The 19,630-nt window shown below is 68.3% G+C and carries 14 protein-coding genes; 9 read left to right on the top strand and 5 right to left on the bottom strand.

From position 1 onward, the window contains the following. Positions 1-388: 388 nt before the first annotated feature. The 4 genes from AB0J90_RS05760 to AB0J90_RS05775 all read left to right on the top strand — a co-directional run bounded on the left by AB0J90_RS05760 (position 389) and on the right by AB0J90_RS05775 (position 5,396). Positions 389-919: a DUF5987 family protein gene (locus AB0J90_RS05760; protein ID WP_363592553.1), complete on the top strand. Its 531-nt coding sequence runs from the start codon at positions 389-391 to the stop codon at positions 917-919. Beyond that, the gene (locus AB0J90_RS05765; RefSeq protein ID WP_363592555.1) at positions 916-2,556 is read left to right on the top strand and encodes a GMC family oxidoreductase; all 1,641 of its coding nucleotides are present in this window, start codon (positions 916-918) and stop codon (positions 2,554-2,556) included. Before AB0J90_RS05760 ends, AB0J90_RS05765 begins: the two co-directional genes overlap by 4 nt. Positions 2,557-2,631: 75 nt before the next feature. Continuing rightward, positions 2,632-3,741, top strand: coding sequence for a carboxymuconolactone decarboxylase family protein (locus AB0J90_RS05770; RefSeq protein ID WP_363592557.1), 1,110 nt, complete (start codon positions 2,632-2,634; stop codon positions 3,739-3,741). Positions 3,742-3,767: 26 nt separating this feature from the next. After that, a complete protein-coding gene (locus tag AB0J90_RS05775; protein WP_363592559.1) occupies positions 3,768-5,396 on the top strand; it encodes a DHA2 family efflux MFS transporter permease subunit in 1,629 nt (542 codons plus the stop codon). Between the two features lie 15 nt (positions 5,397-5,411). On the opposite strand, the gene AB0J90_RS05780 is transcribed toward AB0J90_RS05775, so the two are convergent. Next, positions 5,412-6,830 carry an amidase gene (locus tag AB0J90_RS05780; protein ID WP_363592561.1) on the bottom strand — a complete coding sequence of 473 codons (1,419 nt, stop codon included), beginning with the start codon at positions 6,828-6,830 and terminating at the stop codon, positions 5,412-5,414. A 240-nt stretch (positions 6,831-7,070) separates the two neighbouring features. Continuing rightward, complete coding sequence (locus tag AB0J90_RS05785; protein ID WP_363592563.1) at positions 7,071-7,877, bottom strand: TIGR03084 family metal-binding protein; 807 nt, start codon at positions 7,875-7,877, stop codon at positions 7,071-7,073. A gap of 284 nt (positions 7,878-8,161) precedes the next feature. On the opposite strand from AB0J90_RS05785, the gene AB0J90_RS05790 reads away from it, so the two are divergent. Continuing rightward, on the top strand, positions 8,162-8,893 hold the full coding sequence (locus tag AB0J90_RS05790; protein ID WP_363592565.1) for a maleylpyruvate isomerase family mycothiol-dependent enzyme: 732 nt from the start codon (positions 8,162-8,164) through the stop codon (positions 8,891-8,893). On the opposite strand, the gene AB0J90_RS05795 is transcribed toward AB0J90_RS05790, so the two are convergent. Then, positions 8,890-9,801, bottom strand: coding sequence for a LysR family transcriptional regulator (locus AB0J90_RS05795; RefSeq protein WP_363592567.1), 912 nt, complete (start codon positions 9,799-9,801; stop codon positions 8,890-8,892). The genes AB0J90_RS05790 and AB0J90_RS05795 overlap by 4 nt on opposite strands. A 94-nt stretch (positions 9,802-9,895) precedes the next feature. Between AB0J90_RS05795 and AB0J90_RS05800 the strand changes: the two genes are divergently transcribed. The 4 genes from AB0J90_RS05800 to AB0J90_RS05815 all read left to right on the top strand — a co-directional run bounded on the left by AB0J90_RS05800 (position 9,896) and on the right by AB0J90_RS05815 (position 13,423). Beyond that, positions 9,896-10,924: a DMT family transporter gene (locus tag AB0J90_RS05800; protein ID WP_363592569.1), complete on the top strand. Its 1,029-nt coding sequence runs from the start codon at positions 9,896-9,898 to the stop codon at positions 10,922-10,924. After that, on the top strand, positions 10,819-12,063 hold the full coding sequence (locus tag AB0J90_RS05805) for an MFS transporter (protein WP_363592571.1): 1,245 nt from the start codon (positions 10,819-10,821) through the stop codon (positions 12,061-12,063). Before AB0J90_RS05800 ends, AB0J90_RS05805 begins: the two co-directional genes overlap by 106 nt. Positions 12,064-12,134: 71 nt before the next feature. Then, entirely contained in the window at positions 12,135-12,476 is a 342-nt protein-coding gene (locus tag AB0J90_RS05810) for a PadR family transcriptional regulator (RefSeq protein ID WP_363592573.1), read from the top strand. After that, positions 12,473-13,423: a permease prefix domain 1-containing protein gene (locus AB0J90_RS05815; protein ID WP_363592575.1), complete on the top strand. Its 951-nt coding sequence runs from the start codon at positions 12,473-12,475 to the stop codon at positions 13,421-13,423. The genes AB0J90_RS05810 and AB0J90_RS05815 overlap by 4 nt, the downstream gene beginning before the upstream one ends. Positions 13,424-13,491: 68 nt before the next feature. Here the strand turns inward: AB0J90_RS05815 and AB0J90_RS05820 are convergent, their stop codons facing one another. Together AB0J90_RS05820 and AB0J90_RS05825 are read right to left on the bottom strand one after the other, a co-directional pair. Then, positions 13,492-16,587 (bottom strand): DUF3427 domain-containing protein, encoded by a 3,096-nt coding sequence (locus tag AB0J90_RS05820; protein ID WP_363592577.1) that lies wholly within the window; start codon positions 16,585-16,587, stop codon positions 13,492-13,494. Positions 16,588-17,668: 1,081 nt separating this feature from the next. Beyond that, a complete protein-coding gene (locus AB0J90_RS05825) occupies positions 17,669-19,222 on the bottom strand; it encodes an AAA family ATPase (protein WP_363592579.1) in 1,554 nt (517 codons plus the stop codon). Positions 19,223-19,630 lie beyond the last annotated feature (408 nt).

The following is a 19,630-nucleotide window of genomic DNA, read 5'->3' on the forward strand; positions in this document are numbered from 1 at the left end:
CCCCGTGACGGGCTCCGACCACACTGCGCACGTTTCGAGAAGGATCCGCCTGTGCTGGGCGGACGAATAGCCATCCGTACGGCCGGCGCACGTTGGAAGAAATCGCTTCCTGTGGATAGCGCCGTCAGTCGGCGACTGTCCATTTTCGAGCACCTCCCGCACGTGAGGAGATGCGCCGCATCGGTGCCAATCGGACCATGAGATGTGGCGGGCCGATATCGATTATCCAGGCGATACCCGGACCACCGTTTCGGCTTATCCTTCCGCATTCGCCCCGCCCGGCCGGGAGCAATTATCCAACCGATCCCGGTGCGATGTGTGGTGACCATTCAGCGCAGGAGGCGACACCGTGCAACCCGGTACCGCAGAAACTGATCATTGGAAGACGATGACGTTGGAGGCGTACGCCGACACGATCGTCCCGGGCGAGCGGCGTACGCCGGACGACCGGGCGGTCGCCGGGGCGGCCGAAGGCGGCGGCGCGGTCGCCTCGGGTGCGGTGGAACTGCTCGAACTGCCCGGCAGCGGCCTCGGGGACATGCTCGAAGGCTTCATGACGATGCTCAACGGCCACGCCGAGGAGTACGCCGGTGAGCACGGCCTCACCCTCGACGAGTCGGTACCGGCCTTTGTCGCGCTGCCGTTCGCGGACCGTACCGCCCTGGTGGTGCGACTGACCGCACCCGAGCACCCGGAACGGGGCGTCTGGGTCGGCCTGGCGATGTTCAGCAACATGGCCTTCGACAGCGCGGCGCACATGAGCACCGCGGACGCCCTCGCCGCGGGTCACCCGGGTCTGCTGGCGATCGGCTACGCCAAGCCCGAGCCGGACGGCGTCTGGCGGTTCCCGCGTTTCTCGTACGGCCGCGCCCTGTCCCAGCTCCACCCGCAAACCACCGCCACCGGGAGCCCCGCATGAGCAGTACGGAACGCACCGACGTCCTGGTGATCGGCAGCGGCTTCGGCGGCGCCATCGCCGCGTACCACCTGGCCGCCGGAGGCGCGAAGGTGGTCGTCCTCGAACGTGGACCGTGGCTGTCCGCGCAGGAGTTCGACCAGGACTTCGAACTCGGCAAGTCGTTCACCCGGATCTTCGACTTCACCCTCGGCGACGGCATGAGCCTGCTCGGCGGCAACTGTGTCGGCGGCGGCAGCGTGGTCTACTTCGCGACCATGCCGAGGGCGCCCCGGTTCGTCTTCGAACGCCACGGCAGCATCGGCCGCCGGATGTGGCCGGCCGCGATCACCCGGGACACCCTCGACCCCTGGTACGACCGGGTCAGCGAGGCACTGCCGGTGACCAAGACGAGCTGGGACGAGGTGCCGTACGCCGGTGGGCTGTTCGCCGCCGCCTGCGACCACGCCGGCCGTACGGCGAACCCGGTGCCCTCCGCGGTCGACGTCTCCATGTGCACCAACTGCAACTGGATGATGGCCGGCTGCAAGTTCGACGCGAAGCGGTCCCTGCTGCTCAACTACCTGCCGGCGGCGATCTCGCACGGCGCCGAGATCCGCCCGCTGCACGAGGTGCAGTACCTGTCGCGCAACGACGACGGCGGCTACCGGGTGCACTACTCGACCGTGGACGAACTCGACTACCGGGTGCACCACGAGCACGGCACCATCGACGCGAAGATCGTCATCCTGGCGGCCGGCGCGGGCGCCACCCCGGTGATCCTGCAGCGCTCGGAGGAGACGCTCGGCACCATGCCGCACGCCGTCGGCCGTTACTTCTCCGGCAACGGCGAACGCCTCAACACCGCCATCATCGACGAGGACAAGGTACGCGACGTGCTCGGCCTGAGCCGGGAGAACGGTCTCGCGTACGCGGCCAACCAGGTCGGGCGCGGGCCGGTCGTGGCGACCTGGGACCACCTCGACGGGAACCTGCCCGAGTTCGACCGCTTCTCGCTGGAGCAGCTCTACTTCCCGCCGGGGCTCGGCACCATCCTCGCCCAGGTGCCCGACGCGGTCGGCCCGAGCTGGTTCGGGGTGGAGAAGAAAGAACTGATGCGTCAGTGGCCGTCCTGGCTCACCATATTCACCATGTCCGAGGACGACAACGAGGGTGTGTTCGGGCCGCCGCCGCCGACCGGTAACGCGAACCGGATCTCGCAGCAGATGCTGGGCCAGGGCGCGTTGCAGTACCGGCCGACGGCGAACACCCGACGCGGCTGGGACCTCTCCGACGCGGAGGTCAAGGCGATCCTGGAGAAGGACGGCCTGTCGCGGGTGATGCCGTGGACGAACGAGGTGGTCGGGGCGTACACGGTGCACCCGTTGGCGTCCTGCCGCATCGGCGACGACCCGGAGACCTCGGCGCTCGACGACCGGCACGAGTTGCGTAACCACCCGGGCATCTTCGTCACCGACGGCTCGGCGGTGCCGGGTGCCCTGACCGTGAACCCGGCGCTGACCATCGCCGCCCTGGCCGAGCGGGCCATGCCCGGCATCGTCCGGGCCGCCCAGGAACGCGGCGTGCCGGTCACGTACGTCGGTGCCCTGCCCGAGTCCGCCAGCGCCAGTGTCCGTGCCCCGAGCCTCGATCTCGTCTGATCCCACCGGCACCGGCCCCGATCCAGGGGCCGGTGCCGCCCCCCATTACCCGCTCCTGATCGGAAGGGAACCCGCATGAGTGGGCTGATCGAACGGGCGTCGCGCCGCCCGGCCACCGCACACGTACGGCACGTCCAGGCGGTGCCGCCGGGCGCCGCGACCGGGCTGGTCGCCCAGGTGTACCGGCAGGTCGAGCGGGACTTCGGCATGCTCGCACCCCCGGTCAGCCTGCACTCACCGGCGCCCGGGGCGCTGGCCGCGGCCTGGCTGATGCTGCGCGAGGCGCTGCTCGCCCAGGGGGCGGCGACCCGTGAGGCGAAGGAGGCGGTCGCCGCCGCGGTGTCGGTGGCGAACCGGTGTCCGTACTGCGTGGAGGTGCACGGGGCGACGCTGCGCGGGCTGCTGCGGGGCGAGTCGGCGGCGGCCGTGGCCGAGCAGCGCTGGGACGACGTCTCCGATCCCCGGCTGCGCGAGATCGCCCTCTGGGCCGGCGCCTCCGGCCTGGGCACGCCCGTCGCCCCGGGCGGCGAACCTGCGCCGCTGCGCGCCGACGAGGCACCCGAGCTGATCGGGGTCGCGGTCACGTTCCACTACGTCAACCGGATGGTGAACGTCTTCCTGGTCGAGTCGCTGCTGCCGGCCGGCATTCCCGGACCCGCCCTGCCCGGCGTACGCCGGATGGCCGCCTGGCTGATGGGTTCGCTGGCCCGCCGTACGGTCGAACCGGGCGACTCGCTCCAGTTGCTGCCCGCGGCCCCGCCCCCGGCGGACCTGCACTGGGCCGCCGGCAACCCGAACGTCTCCGACGCCTTCGCCCGCGCGTACGCCGCGATCGAAGCCGGCGCCGAGCCGGTGCCGGACGAGGTCCGCGCGCTGATCCTGGAACGCCTCGCCGACCCGACCGCCGAACCGCCGGGGCTGAGTGCCCGTGCCTGGGCCGACAAGGCCGTGGCGGGACTGCCCGAGGCGCACCGCCCGGCCGCGCGGCTGGGCCTGGTGACCGCCTTCTCCTCCGCGCAGGTCGGCCCGGACCTGGTCGACGCGTTCCGTCGGGTCCACCCCGGCGAGGACACGCTGATCGAGTTCACCTCGTGGGCGAGCCTGGCCGCCGCGAGGCAGATCAGTACGCAGCTCGCCCCCGCCGGCACCACCCCACCTCCCGCCGTACGGCACCTCGAAGCATGACCACTACCCGGCCGGCACCTCGAAGCGTGACCACACCCAGGCCGGTCAACCCGTGGGCCGCGCTCGCCGTGCTCTGCCTGGGCAACTTCCTGATCCTGCTCGACACCAGCATCGTCAACACCGCCGCGCCGGTCATGATGAGCTCGCTCGACACCGGCATCGGCACCGTGCTGTGGGTGCTCAACGGCTACCTGCTGGCACTGTCCACCTTGCTGATCGTCTTCGGCCGGCTCGGTGACCTGGTCGGCCCGCGCGCGGTGTTCGTCGGCGGGCTCGGTGTCTTCGCGCTGGCGTCGCTGCTCTGCGGCGCGGCGCAGAGCCCGGGTCAGCTCATCGCCGCGCGGGTGCTCCAGGGCATCGGCGCGGCGGCGTTGCTGCCGCAGGCGCTGGTGCTGCTCTCGGCGATCTTCCCGCCGGCCCGCCGGGGTGCCGCGTTCGGCATCTTCACCGCCGTCGCCGGCATCGCCGCGGTCAGCGGACCGACGGCCGGCGGCCTGATCGTCACCCACCTCGGCTGGCAGTGGATCTTCTACGTCAACGTGCCGCTGAGCCTGGCCGGGATCGTGCTGGCGCTGCGGCTGGTCCCGGACCTGCGCCAGCCGCGACCGAAGAGCTTCGACCCGGTCGGGCTGCTCCTGGCCACCCTCGGCCTCAGCGGCCTGGTGTACGCGCTGGTCGAGGGCGAGCGGCACCACTGGGGCACGATCGTCGGCCCGGTGACGGTTCCGCTGGTCCTGGTCGCCGCCGGAGTGCTGCTCGGGCTGTTCGTGCTCTGGGAGCGGCGCCAGCCCGAACCGCTCGTACCGCTCGGGCTGCTGCGCAACCGCGACTACACCATCGCCACCGTCATCACCCTGATCACCTCGTTCGCCCTCTACGGCTTCCTGCTCGTCTTCGTCATCGAGACCCAGACCCTGTACGGCATGACCCCGCTGATGTCCGGGCTTGTCGCGCTGCCGTGGACGATCACGCTCAGCGCGGTGGCACCGGTGGCGGGCCGGCTCGCCGACCGGCTCGGTGGCCGGATCCTGCTGGTGTTCGGCCTGGCCGCGTTCGCGTTCGGGGTGCTGGGCATGGCGTACCTGCCGGCGCGCGACTCGGGCGTGTGGGTGTTCTTCGCCCCGCTGGTCCTGATCGGCATCGGGATGGGCGCGGCTATCGCGCCGACCACCACCGAGGCGATGCGCGGCATCGTCCCCGCGCAGGCCGGGGCCGCTTCCGGGGTGCTCAACACGGCCCGCCAGGTCGGCGCGGCGCTCGGTGCCGCCGTGATCGGCGCGGTGCTGCAGAACCGGCTGGTCGCCTCGTTGCACGACTCGGCGCAGCAGCAGGCGGAACGGTTGCCGTCGGAGGCGCGACCGGGGTTCGTGGCCGGTTTCGCCGACGCGACCGAGCACGGGTTGCGGCTCGGCAGCGGTCAGCAGGGCGGTTTCACCGTCCCCGAGCAGTTGCCGCCGGACCTCGCCGAACGGGTCGAGCGGTCGGCCGCGGAGGCATTCGGCGACGCCCTGCTCGCTTCGGCCCGCCCGACGTTGACCGTGGTCGCCGCCGTACTGCTGCTCGGCAGCGTGCTCGCCACGTTCATGGTCCGGCGTACGCGGGCCGCCCGGGTGGCGGCGGCACAGCCGGAGCAGGTGGCCGCCGAGCGGCGCTAGGAGCCCTTCCGGCCGTCATAGGGTGGGGTGCTGGCCGCGGACCGGGCTCAGCGACTCCAGCAGCGCGGCGATGTACAGGATCGTCGATTCCGCGTAATAGTTCGCCGCCAGCTGCACACCGATCGGCATGCCGTCGCTGTTCGTGCCGAACCGCATCGACAGGGCGGGTAGCCCGGTCAGGTTGAACGGGACGGTCGGCGTCATCAGCCGGAAGGCGTCCACGGTCTGGCCGTCGACGGTGAACTGCTTGAGTCCGTGCGCGTGCGCGGGAATCGACGTCACCGGGAGCAGCAGGGCGTCGTACCGCTGGAAGTATTCCGCGAAACCGTCCCGCAGCCGCTCGATGCCCTGCTCGGCCTCGACGTAGTCCTGTACGGGCGTGTCCGGGGTGCCGATCATGGTCTTCGAGTACGTGAACCTCTGGTCCTCGTGACCCGCGGTGACCTGCCGCATCAACGGTTTCATCTCCATCACGTGCTGCCGGGCGAAGATGTCGAACGGGTTGTCCCGCTGCAGAGCCGGGATGCTCACGGCCTCGACCCGCATCCCCGCTCCCCGTAGGGCGTCGGCGGCCTCCTGTACGGTTGCCGCGATCTCCGGGTCGATCGGACCGAGTCCCGAGTCGACCAGCCAGCCGACGCGTACGGGCCGGTCCGGCGAGGCACCCAGGCCGGCGTCGAACTCGCCCGGGACGGCGGCGAAGCCGTCGGCGCCGTCCGGACCGGCCAGCAGCGAGTACGCCAGTGCGAGGTCGCGGATGCTGCGGGCCATCGGGCCGGCGTGCCAGTCACGACGCGGCTCCCGAGGCCAGGTCCCGGTCATCGGGATGCGCCCGTGCGTCGGCTTGAGGGCCGCGACACCGGTGTCCGCCGCTGGTCCGCGCAGTGAGATGGACAGGTCGCTGGCGAGTCCGAGCGGCGACATCCCGGCGGCGATCGCCGCGGACTCCCCACCGCTGGAACCGCCGGAACTGCGGTCGAGGTCCCAGGGGTTGTTCGTCCTGCCCGTCAGGAGGTTGTCGGACTCGATCCAGTACGCGAACTCGGGAAGGTTGGTCTTCGCCAGGAGGATCGCACCGGCCCGCTTCATCCGCGCCACGCTGGTGGCGTCCGTGTCCGGGACACGCCCCGCGAAGATCGGCGAACCGCGCTGGGTGAGCACCCCGGCGGTGTCGAACGAGTCCTTGACCGTGAAGGGCACGCCGTGCAGCGGTCCGACTTCCCCGCCCGCCGCGAGCTGGTCGTCGGCCGCCCGCGCGGCGTCCAGCGCACCGTCGGCGAGCGTGACGATGGCGTTGAGCTTCGAGTTGGTGGCCTTGATCCGGTCGAGGTGCGCCTGGACCACCTCGACCGAGGAAGCCTTCCTGGTGCGGATCAGCTCGGCGAGTTCGGTCGCGTCGAGCCGGTTGAGGTCGGTGGTCACGATGGCTGTCACGATGGATCCCTCCCCAGACGTGGATGACCTCGGTGATGGATCGAGAGTCCTCCCGCATCTTGCGACGAAACCGACCGAAGCGCGTACGTTAAGGCCGAATTTCGCCCCGATGGGGGAGTGCGCTCGCCACCAGCGATGTCGGTCCCGGTCCGGTGCCGTCCAGCGGCCCGGGACGTCCGGGGGCGGACGACGAACGCCGGCCGGTGGGAACCGGCCGGCGTCCGACGTTCTCGGGCGGAATCAGGAGCGCTGCACGGCGGCGAACTGCCCCGGGCGGCGGCCCGGTCCGGCCGGGCCCCGGTAGGCCTGGGCGATGTCCAGCCACTGCTCGGCGTCCGGGCCGGTGGCGACCAGGTCCAGGTCGTCGCGGTGCCGCCGCCGGGTGACCAGCAGGCAGAAGTCGGCGGCCGGGCCGGTGATCCGCTGCTCGGCGTTTTCCGGGCCGCTGACGAACTTCGCCCCAGACGGCAGGGTGAGTTCGAACCGGAACTCCACCTCCGGCGGGGTCAGGTTCCGGGCCAGGTAGCCGAAATCCCAGGTCCGGACCGCGAACCCGACCAGGTGCGCGATCCGGTCGGTGAATTCCCGCTGTACGCCGAGCGCGTCGGCGATGTCCTGACCGTGCCCGAACATCTCCATCATCCCCGCGGCGGCGAGAACCGGCGCGGGCAGCGGCCGGACCAGCCACGGTACGAGCTTGCCGGCCGGCACCGACGCCAGCGCCTGCTCGGCGTTCGCGCGTTCGGTCCGCCAGTGGCCGAGCAGCACCTGCGGCGGCGCGGCCAGGAACGGTGCCATCGCCGCGTCGACGTTGGCGTTGAAGTCGGGGCTCAGGCGCTGGGCCATCGCCATGAAGCCTTCGGGGCGTGACGCGGCCATGGCGGCCAGGTGGAAGGTCGCGGCCAGGTGGGCCACCTGGTGCGCGATCGTCCAGCCCTCCGACGGGGTGGGCAGCGCCCACTGGGCGTCGTCGAGGTCCGCTACCAGACCGTCGATGTCGTTTCCGTCGGCGATCAAGGCGGGGATCACGTTTTCCGGTGTTGTCACGCGTGTCTCCTCATCACTCGTTCGGCTGGCTTCCGGTCCGGAGGGGGCGGACCGGGCCCGCCGCGGCACCGGCCCGCCCGGTCACCCCCGCTGTACGCCGAGGCAAATGAGCACGCCGACCGCTCCATCGGTGCAGTCCGACCAAGCTTCGCTTCGGTCGACCTGGGCTGTCTTCTCTGTGGATGCGGACTGCCTTTTGCGCACGCTGAAACGCTCCGATGTGGAATTGCGGATTGGGCACTTTGGAAGAAGGACAGCGGGACAGAATGTCCTACGGTCGGGAAATGCGGGTGTACGACATGATTGTCGACGAGCGTCGGCGGGCCGCGGACCTGCTCGCCGGCCTGACCGTCGACCAGTTGCGCAGCCCGAGCCTGTGCGCGGGTTGGACGATGCACGACATCGCCGCGCACCTGGTCACCTTCCTGCGGTTCGGTCAGGCGAAGCTCTACCTGGGCATCGCCGCGACCGGGGCGGACCTCGACCGGGTCAACGTCACCCTCACCCGCTGGTACGCCAAAAGAAGCACCGACGTGCTGATCGACCAACTGCGCCGGGACGCTTTGTCGCGTACCACCATTCCTCGGTCCGGATATGATCCGGTGCTCGCCGACATCGTGCTGCACGACCTCGACATCCGACGCCCCCTCGGCATTCCACGAATCCTTTCCGAGGAACGGTTGTGGGTGGCGTACCAGCATCTCGCGGCGAAGCCGTCGCCCGGATTCGCGTTGGGCGGGCGGCTGCGCGGGCTGCGGCTGGTGGCCGACGACGCCGGCTGGGACCACGGCACCGGAGCGGCCGTACGCGGCAACGCCGAGCCGTTGGTGCTGGCGATGGGAGGCAGGATCTCCGCGCTGGACGAGCTGACCGGTGACGGTGTGCCCGTACTGCGGGAGCGGTTGACCTCGGCGACGAAGATGCGCCCCGCGCAGCGGCTGGGCAAGGTGCTGGGGGTGCTGGTCAGCCCACCACCACCGGACCGCCGATCCCGCGACGCGGTCGGGCTGGGCTAGCGGCCGGTACGCGTGCCGGCGGTCGCCGCCTGTCGGAGCGCGTCGAGCAGGCCGTGCAGGGCCGGCTGGGCCGGGGACGACTCCCGTACCGCCGCGTAGATCACCCGTACCGGGACCGGGTTGCGGACCCGGCGTACGACGACGGCCGGGTGGCGGCTGCCGAGCCCCATCTCCGGCACCAGGCCGATGCCGAGCCCGGCGGCGACGAATCCCTGCGCGGTGGCGTAGTCCTCGCTCTGCACCACGAAGTCCGGGCGGAAGCCGGCCGAGTCGCAGGCGCCGAGTACGGAGTCGAGGCAGGGGCCGGGCCATTCGCTGCCGACCCATGGCTCGTCGGCGAGGTCGGTCAGGTCGAGCACCCGTTTCGCGGCGAGCCGGTGCCCTCGGGGCAGCACGGCCACGTACCGGTCGTCGAGCAGGTGCGCGAACCGGAGGCCGTCGCCGGCCAACCGCCCCGGGTCCTGGACCACGATCGCCAGGTCCGCGCCGCCCTGTTTCAACTCCGGTAGCGAGTCCTCGGGCTCACCGAGCCGCAGGTCGACGCGGACGCCCGGGAAGGCGCGGCGGAACAGGGCGACCGCGGGTGCCACCAGGCTCGCCCCGGCGGTGGCGAAGTAGCGGACCGCCAGCCGACCGGTGCGCCCGGCCCGCAGGTCGGCCAGCGCGGTCTCCGCCTCGGCGACCTGCTCACCGATGGCGGCGGCGTACTCGTTGAGCAGGCGGCCGGCGTCGGTGGGGCGTACACCGCGCCCGGTCCGCTCCAGCAGCGCGATCCCGGCCTCCTTCTCCAGCACCGTCAACTGTTGGCTGACCGCCGAGGGGGTGTAGCCGAGGTCGCGGGCGGCGGCGCTGACCGAACCGCTGGTCACGACCGCGCGCAGCAACTGCATTCGTCGTACGTCAAGCATTAGCTCAGCTTAACGCTGCGTGCAGATCTTTTCGCTTGTCTTACAACTGCTTCCGGGACACGGTGAACGTCGGTCCACCCGTCAGGAGGCGAAGGTGTTCGGTGGTCAGCGCGCAACCCTCGTACGCATGGGGGTGCTCGCCCTACTCTGGGGGTCGGGCTTCCTCTGGATCAAGGTCGCCCTCGGCGGCGGCCTGACCCCGCTCCAGATCACCGTCATCCGGTGCGCCCTCGGTGCGGCCGTGCTGCTCGCGCTCGCGTACGCCGCGCGCCAGCGCCTGCCGCGCGACCGGCGGACCTGGCTACATCTCGTCGTGGCCGCCTTCTTCTGCAACGCCCTGCCGTTTTTCCTGTTCAGCGTCGGTGAACAGACCGTCGACTCCGGCGTGGCCGGCGTCCTCAACGCCACCACTCCACTGTGGTCGTTGCTGATCGGCCTCGCCCTCGGCGCCGAACGGCACCCGCATCCACTCCGGCTGACCGGCCTCGGGCTCGGCTTCGCCGGCACGCTGCTCATCTTCGCGCCCTGGCACCGGGCCGGCCTGACCAGTTGGGGCGCCCTGCTGCTGCTCGCGGCGGCGGCCAGCTACGCGATCGCGTTCGCCTACATGGCCCGGCACCTGACCGGCCGGCAGACCGGTCCGCTCGCCCTCTCCGCCGCCCAGCTCCTCACCGCCACCGGCCTGACCACCCTCGCGTTGCCCGCCGGCTCCGCCGGCCCGTCGACACCCACCCTCACCGCGATCGTCGCGGTCGTGGTCCTCGGCACCCTCGGTACGGGCGTCACGTTCCACCTCAACGCCCGGCTGATCGCCACCGAAGGCCCGGTCACCGCCGCCACCGTCGGCTATTTGCTCCCTGTCGTCTCGGTGGCGCTGGGCGCGCTCGTCCTCGACGAACAGCTCAGCCTCCGGATCATCGCCGGCATGGCGGTCGTGCTCGTCGGCGTCGGCCTGACCCGCACCCGCCCCTCCGGCACCGCGCCCGTTGCTCATTGTGACGACCGAACGGATACAGCGTGCAGCCCCACTCACCCTGGCGGGTCCCCGACTTCCGGGTCCTCTTCACCGCCACCACCCTCAGCCAGCTCGGCACCAACATCGGGTACGTCGCCGTACCGCTGATCGCGGTCACCGCACTCGACGCCAGCCCCGGCCAGGTCGGCGCGCTCGCCGCCCTGAGCACGGTCGCCTTCCTCCTGATCGGGCTGCCCGCCGGGGCGTGGGTGGACCGGATGCGCCAGCGCCGGGTGCTGATCACCGCCGACCTGATCCGAGCCGCCCTGTACGCCTCCGTCCCGGTCGCCTGGTCCCTGGACCTGCTCACGCTCGGCCAGCTCTACCTGGTTGTCCTGCTCACCGGTGCCGCCACCGTCTTCTTCGACATCGGTTCGCAGAGCGTGCTGCCGCAACTCGTCGGCCGCGACGGACTGGTCCAGGCGAACGCGGCCGTGGTGAGCCTGATCGCCGCCGGCAACGTCGCCGGACGCGGTGCCGGCGGTTTCCTGGTCCAGTTGCTCACCGCCCCCGTCGCCATCGCCGGTACGGCGGTCGCGTACCTGGCCTCGGCGCTGCGCCTCACCGCCATCCGCCGTACGCCGGCACCGCCGCCGCCCGAGCGGCGCATCCGGCTCGGGGCGCAGATCGGGGCGGGCCTGCGGCACGTCTTCGGCAACCCGGAACTGCGGGCACTCGCGCTCACCGCGGCCCTGGGCAACCTCGGCTCGCAGATCGTCAACACCATGCTGCCGGTGCTGTTCATCCGCGAACTCGGCCTGCCGGCGGGGCTGCTCGGTCTGTTCTGGGCGGCCGGTGGAGCCGGACTCCTGCTCGGTGCCCGTTGCGCCCGCCCGATCGCCGCCCGCCTCGGGTACGGCCGCACCCTGGGCCTGGCCGGTCTCTGTCTGGCCCCGTCCGCGCTGCTCGTACCGCTGCTCGACCGTGGCCCGTGGTTGTGGGTGGCCGGGGCAGGCTGGGTGCTGGCGCTGTTCAAGACGGGTCTGGACAACGTGCTCGGGGTGAGCCTGCGCCAGCGGATGACCCCCGACGTGCTGCTCGGCCGGATGAACGCGACCTTCCGCTTCCTGCTCACCGGGGCACTCGCGCTCGGCGCCGCCGTGGCGGGCCTGGTCGGCGAGCTGACCAGCGTGGACACCACGCTCTGGGTCGGTGCCGCCGTCATGACGACCGCCTTCCTGCCGGTCTTCCTGTCGCCGGTCCGTACCCGCCGGGAGCTGCCGGCCGCCCTCCTCGTCCGTGGCTGACACCTTGTTCTGTCAGGAACCAATGATGTAGTGCTAGACAATGGTGTGTGCCGCACAGTAAAGTGTGATGCATGGCGAACGACGAACTCCTGCGGACACACCTCCAGGAGCTGCGGCGGGGCACGGTGGTCGCGGCGAGCCTCGTCGCGCTGCGCCAACCCGGCTACGGCTACGCACTGCTCCAGCGCCTCACCGAGCACGGCTTCCCGGTGGACGCCAACACCCTCTATCCACTGCTGCGCCGGCTCGAAGACCAGGGCCTGCTGACCAGCGAGTGGAACACCGACGAGAGCCGACCGCGCAAGTTCTACCGCACCAGCGACGAGGGCGAAGAGATCCTGGGACGACTCCTCGACGACCTTGCGGCCATCCAGACCTCCATGACCGGCCTGATCGAAGGAGTGGACCGATGAACACCCTGACCGACCGCTACCTCGCCGCGACCCTGCAATCGGTGCCGGCACAGCGCCGCGACGAGATCGCCGCCGAGCTGCGCGGCTCGATCGAAGACATGATCGAGGACCGGGCCGGCAACGGGCAGGACCCCGCCACCGCCGAACGGGAGGTGCTCACCGAACTCGGCAACCCTGACCGCCTCGCCGCCCGTTACGCCGACCGCCGGCTCCAGCTCATCGGCCCGAAGTACTACCTGCACTGGGCCAAGCTGCTGAAGACGCTGCTCAGCTTCGTACCGGCGATCGTCGGGACCGTGGTCGCGATCGTCGACGCCGCCGACGACGGGACGGTCGGTGGGGCGATCGGCTCGGGAATCGGTGTCGCGATCGAGGTCGCGGTCCAGATCACCTTCTGGGTGACCCTCGGATTCGCCATCGCCGAACGTACCAACACCCCCCTCGGCCTGCCCGAGTGGAACGTCGACCAGCTTCCCGCCGTACCGGTCAAGCGGGAGATCAGCCTCACCGACACCATCGCCGCGATCGTCACGATCGGGCTGAGCATCGCCTACCTGGTGTTGCAGCACTTCCACTCGTGGCTCGAAACCGACAACGGCACCAACATCCCGATCATCGACCCGGCGCTGTGGAACTCATGGCTCCCGATCCTGATCGCCCTGCTGGTCCTCAGCGCCGGCTTCGAGTTCGTGAAATACCGCGTCGGACACTGGACCTGGCCCCTGGTCGGCGTCAACGTCCTGCTCGACCTGGCCTTCGCGATCCCGGTGTGCTGGCTCCTGCTCAACGACCAACTGCTCAGCCCGGCCTTGGTCGGACACTTCGACTGGCTCAGCGAGGGCGACAACCTCCACACCCTCGCCACCTTCAGCACCGTCGGGATCGCCGTCATCACCGTCTGGGACATCATCGACAGCATCATCAAGACGGTCCGCCGCACCGCCTGACCCACGTACAACTGCCCGTCGGCCCGGCACGCACCACGTGCCGGGTCGACGTTCGCGTACGCCTCTGGTCAGGCGGCGATGACCCGGGCGGCGTGGAACATGTCGGCGGGGAGCGGCCGGTCGAGCCGCCAGATGACCCGCATCGGCTTGTCACCCGTGTGCCGCTCGTACGTCATCGCACCCGCGTACAGGTAGGCCGGCACCCCCAGGTCGCCGTCACGGTCCTTGGTTTCGCGTACGAACAGGTGCACGCTCGACCCACGCTTCGCGTGGTTGATGTAGCGCTGCCCGGTCGCCGAGGCCGACGAGGTGGTGCTCTGCGACTCCCACTGGAACAGCTCCGGGGTGATTGCCCGGTCCGCGTACATGGTGGTGGGGGAGTAGTGCTGCTCCGACTTGACCAGGGTGACGAAGAAGATGTCGGCCTGTTCGGCCTCGACCCACTTCACGCCCTCCCGCATCGACGCCGGATCCGGTACGCCGAACGCCGCCAACACCTCGTTGCGGCTGTACCGCGCATGCACCCGCAACGGCACACGCGCCGAAGCCGCCGGCCCCACCACCCGGTGCATCCGCTCCCGCAGCACCTCATAGAGCTGCCCCAACTCGGCCTGCCGGTCCGGGTGCTCCGACCAGAGCCGGACCAGCCGCTGCTCCCGTTCGCTCGCCGGCACCTTCGGCCCCCAGAGGCTGAGGTGCATCAGGTCGGCCAGCCGCCCCGGTGCCGGCGCCTCACCGGCGGCGATCTGCCGCAGCAGACCGAGCCGGTCCGGGTCGTCCAGGTGCAGCATCCGACCGATCGCCGGGCCGAGCACCCGGTCCTCCGGGCCGGGCGCGCTCGTCTCCAACCCCGCGAGCCGCCGCAGCCCCGCCCAGCCACCCATGCCCTTACGCCGGTAGAGGTCTTCGACCTCCAACCCAGTCTCGTGCAGGTATTCGGTCAAACTCATGTCCCCGAGTGCCCGCAGCTCCGCGGTCAGGTTCCTGGTCGAGCTGGGCAGTGCGTTGCGCAGGTTCGCCAGCACGATCTCCTTGGCGACCCGGTCCAGTTCCACGTGGCAGCCACTGGGCAGGGTGGGAAAATCTTCGCGTACGGCGACTTCGACCGCCCGCCGGCTGACCCCGGTCAACGCCCGCCAGCGCAGGTCGAAGCGGAAGTTGGCGTGCTGCCCGCCGATGAAGTCGAGCACGGTCAGACAGGCTTTGTTGTCGTCCAGGCGCAGCCCACGGCCGAGCTGCTGGAGGAAAATGGTGGCGCTCTCGGTCGGGCGCAGCATCAGGATCGTGTCGACCATCGGCAGGTCGACGCCCTCGTTGAACAGGTCGACGGTGAAGAGGACCCGTACCTCTCGGCGTTTGAAGGCGTCGATCAGCGCGCGGCGACCGGCGGCATCGACCCGCGACGTGACCGCCCGTGCGGGTACGCCGGCCCGGGTGAACCATTCGGCCATGAACTCGGCGTGCCCGATGCTGACGCAGAAGCCGAGCGCCCGCATGCTGCCAACATCGACCTTGTCGGCCAGAGCTTGCAAGATGTAGCGGGCGCGGGCGTCGTTGCCGGTGTAGACCCGGTCCAGGTCGGCGGTTTCGTAACCCTGCCCGCGTTTCCACGTCAGCGTCGACAGGTCAACATCGTCGTGCAGCCCGAAATACTGGAACGGCGCGAGCAGTTGCCGCTCCAGCGCCTCCCACAGGTGCAGCTCAACGGCCGTGCGTCCGTCGAACCACCGCCGCACGTCGCCGCCGTCAGCCCGGTCGGGCGTCGCCGTCAACCCAAGGAGCACGCGAGGCCGTACGCGCTCCAACAACCGGGCGTACGTCGGCGCCTCGGCATGGTGGAACTCGTCCACGATCACCATGTCGTACCGAGTCGGGTCGATGTCCCGCCTCTGTAGCGACTGGATCGAGGCGAAAACGTGCCGCCACTGCGTCGGTTGCTCACCACCGACCAGGACCTCACCGAAACTCCCGTCCCGCAGCACGTGCCGGAAGACGGATCGGCTCTGCCGCAGGATCTGTTCCTGGTGGGCGACAAACAGCAGCGATTCGACGGTCCCGCGTTGGCGCAGCTCCCGGTAGTCGAGGGCGGCGACAACGGTCTTGCCGGTGCCGGTCGCCATCACCACCAGGTTGCGGTGCCGCCCGTGGACCAGCCGCTCGGCGGCCAGGTCGGACAGGATCTCACGCTGGTAGCCGTACGGCCGGACGTCGATGTTGGTGATCTCGACGTCGGGTTCGCTGATCGTGCCGTTGCCGGTGTGCTCGTGCGTCAACGCCCGACGCAGCCGCTCCCGGTCCGTGGCCGGGGCGTACGGCTCGAACGCCGGGTCGCTCCAGTAGTCGGTGAAGGTCGCCTCGAACGTGTCGATGACCGAGGGTTGTTCGAGGTTGGAAACCCGGATGTTCCACTCCAGGCCGTCGACCAGCGCCGCCTTCGAAAGATTCGAAGACCCGACGTACGCGGTGCTGGTCCCGTTGTGACGGCGGAACAGCCACGCCTTGGCGTGAAGGCGGGTGGTCCTGGTTTCGTAGGAAACCTTGACCTCGGCGCCCAACTCGACCAGCCGGTCCAAGGCCCGTTGATCCGTCGCGCCCAGGTAGGTCGTGGTGATGACCCGGACCCGGCCACCACGCTCGATCAGCTCCCGGATGGGGCGTTCGACCAGGCGCAGCCCGTGCCACTTGATGAAGGCGCAGAGCAGGTCAACCTCGTCGGCCGAGGCCATCTCGGTCGCCACCTCGTGCCCGATGCGCGGCTGGTGCCGCCCGTTGACCAGCAGCGCCCCGGTGGACAGGGGAGTGCGCGGGCGTACGGGGAAACTCGGCTTCGCCGGTGGGGTGGGCGGGTCCGCGATCGCGGTGAGGAGCTTGTGAACGTCGGTCACCTGGTCGGCGGTGTCGACGGCCCGTGGCTCGATCGACGCGATCGTCTCGGCGATCTGGTTCGCGATCGCGACCTGCCGAGCCAGACTCTCCCGATCGGAGCCGCTGACCGCACGCAACGCCCGAGTGGTCAACGCGGCAACGTGCCGCCCCAACACCTCGTGCGCGTCCGCCGGATCCAGATCCGCACGTTCCACCAGCTCAGACCCGATTCCGTCAAGCTGACCAGCCAACCCGTACGTGATCAGGTGCTCGTAAATCCCCCGCTCCAGCTCAGTCACGCCAACAACCTAACCACCCGTACGCCCACCCGCTGTCCCTGCCACCGCGACATCGATCGTCTGCAGCCTGCCTTGGTGACTAGGAAAGGGCATCGGTTCCCTACACCTCGCCGCTCGGGCGGCGATCCCGACTTCGAGGCGACCAGTCGGGGCAGGGCGACCTGAGGCAGGCGCACTGCTCAACAATCGGGACAGCCCCATAATGCGTCCTTTAGAGACCTAGGACGGGCGTCATTGTTCTCCGGACTATGATGCCGGCAAGAGATGAAAACCTCCGTCGCAGAATTCGCCTGAATCACTCAGTGCAATAAATAGCGCCGACTTCCAATGATTAAACCCGTGCCGGGCAACAGCACTATCCGCCTCGCGGCGTAAGTACCGACGGACTGCGTCCTTGTTGCCTTCGTCATAGTAAGCATCCAGGGCCCATGATCGATCACATAACTCAGCTACGGCCTCAGCCTGAAAATATCGATCAAGCTGAAGTCTCTCGAACTGAAACTGAAAATTCCTGACGTGATCGGATGCGCTTGGAGTCGAGGATACGCTGTAGGAGACTGCAACGGTTTCGCCCACATCGACCTCTGCCCTCAAAATCGGCTCCAAGGGCGGACTTTCGTAATAGGAGTGGAGAAAACGCCCTTCTAGCTCCTCGACAAGGTCCCGCTTCAAATTGTTACAACGATGACATACTGGAACGAGATTCCGGAGAAGGACGGAGAACTCTGGATATCGCGCCTTCGGAAGGAAATGATCGAGTGTGGCTACTTGACCTCGATCACACATTGGACAGCGTCCAGCGGGAGCTAAGGCCAAGAGTTCGGCGCGTAGCATCGCGTGGGGTCGACCCGACGAGAGTTGATCATAGTTTCCAATTAGAGCTTCCTTCCCGTCGTCTGAGACGCCAAGTTCGGCAACTCGGCTTGGGACCCCGCGTTCGTCAATGTATGTCTGGTAGGACTTGAGGACGCTCGGGCTGATCGCCGCAAGGGCGGCCCTCACAGATCGATACCTCCGGGCCTGGCAGATCTCTGTGAAAACTAGGTTGTCGTCGCGCGATGGTTCGGGAAGAGTGTGCATACTAAGCTCGCGCCCTTCGGACGCTGGCCACGTAACTTCTAGCCTGAACGCTCATACCTTCGTCAAATAGGCCGTCAATCTCGTCGAGGGTTAGAGTCTCGGCCAACCGTCGAAGCACGCCTTGGTAGTCAGTCGACGAACTGTCCAAGTTGAATATGTGGCGGGTCAGGAGTCCTAAATTCTCGCCGAAGGTCTCAATCTCGGGCTCGTGGACTAGGGTTAGATCATCAAAGCGTCTAAGGATCTTGACATAGCGTTTCGGAATTTCTTGCAGGACCAGTGGTGCATGTGTTGCCACAACAGCGAAAGAATCACGTTCGTTGAGCAATATTGTGATACCACGCAGTAGGGCCGCCAATAGTGGCGGATGGAGATGGCTCTCTGGTTCGTCAATTAGTACCAGTGAACGCCGTTGAAGATTGGTGACGAGCTGGACGATCATGTTCAAGACGATCTTATGGCCTGTGCTCAGGCTCGGAAACAGGTCAGTGCGAAACTGCTTTTGATATAGAGACGAGGGTTCGAAGCTCAAGCGTTGAAAGGACGGGTCCTGTGCGATCGGTACGAGCGCTTTATCGAGAAGTCGACGCCCGCGACCCTCGTGTATGCGCGACAAGGATCTAAAAAATTCGCGCGATATTTCGCTGATGCTCTTGAGTCGATGTGGTTCCGTGTCGCTCGACTTGCCATTATCGGTCGTAAAACTCCGTAAGCCACAGTATGCGTAGCCCCGAACATCACCCGAGCGTTCTAGATGCTCCCGCTCCTGCGGGGTTCGTCCAGGAACCTCGAAAGTGTCGAACGCGCTATATGAAACCGCGATTACTGACCCAAACGGAATAGATTCACTACTCAAAAATGCACCATACCGACCGGAAAACTCTGGTCCTTCACGCTGGCGCGGATCAGCCTGAGCCACCATCGCCAAATTCGCCAATAGATGCGTCTTGCCTGTCCCGTTATAACCGATCACTGCATTGATGCGATCAGGGAGGCGCGACGAATCGTTGAATCGGAGGGGCAATATGAAGGACGATCCACCTACGTTCGATTCGAATTGGAGATGGAGTGGCCTGCCATCGCTCTCAGGCTTAACGTCGCTCCTGAGGTCGAATAGTCCAGCAGCGTCTTCTAGTGCTCGAATCGAACTCCCTGAGCGCTCTAGAGACTTCGAGAAGCCTGGCTCGTTGGCGAACGAATCTCTGATGCTGGGGCGAAATATCACATCGCGCAGTCCCCGAAGGACGGGGACATAGATCTCGGGTCCCAACTCCTTCAGACCTTCGTAGTAGGAAAGGCTCTGCCCGAGTGAGCAATATTCCGAATCGAGCCCTTCATCGAGATAGGTGGGAACTTGCGTCGGACCTTCTGGCTGGCCACGCCGTAGGATCTTGACGGTACCGAGCTGAATCGTGCGCCGATCAGTAGTGTGTACCTCCAAGAAGAACGACGTTCGAAACCCGTAATCGTCCCAATTGTCGCGAACTAGTACAGCGAATGGGTGCCCCTGCGCGGCGAGCCGCCTCTTACCCCTCTCGAAGACCACGAACTCCATCCAGCCTCCTCGTGTGCTTGTTCGAGCCAGTAGCAGCCGTATTGCTCGCCGGACAAGACCCTAGTGGCGACATGGACGTTTGACGAGGTCTTAGGACGAGCATGCGTCGCACCCAAGCCCTTCGGGCCCGGATGGCGCGCAATCTACCGCGCGGTGGCCCGGGTACCAAGATCAAATGTGGGCCGCGACCTGACAGCTCGTGGGCGATGACTAGTGCCCACGAGCCAACTGAAATCTCCAGTTGTCGCACTAGCACCTGGCCCCGTCTCAACCCGCCGCAGCCTGGGCGGCGTCCTCTGTGGGTTCGGGGTATCGCTGCGTTCCCTTGTGCACGTATCATCTTGAGCCGGGGGATTCTCAACCTGATCGGGGCAACCTAGGGATGGCACCGGCATCGCATGTGGACGG

This window comes from Micromonospora sp. NPDC049523 (assembly GCF_040676775.1).
GTDB lineage: Bacteria > Actinomycetota > Actinomycetes > Mycobacteriales > Micromonosporaceae > Micromonospora_G.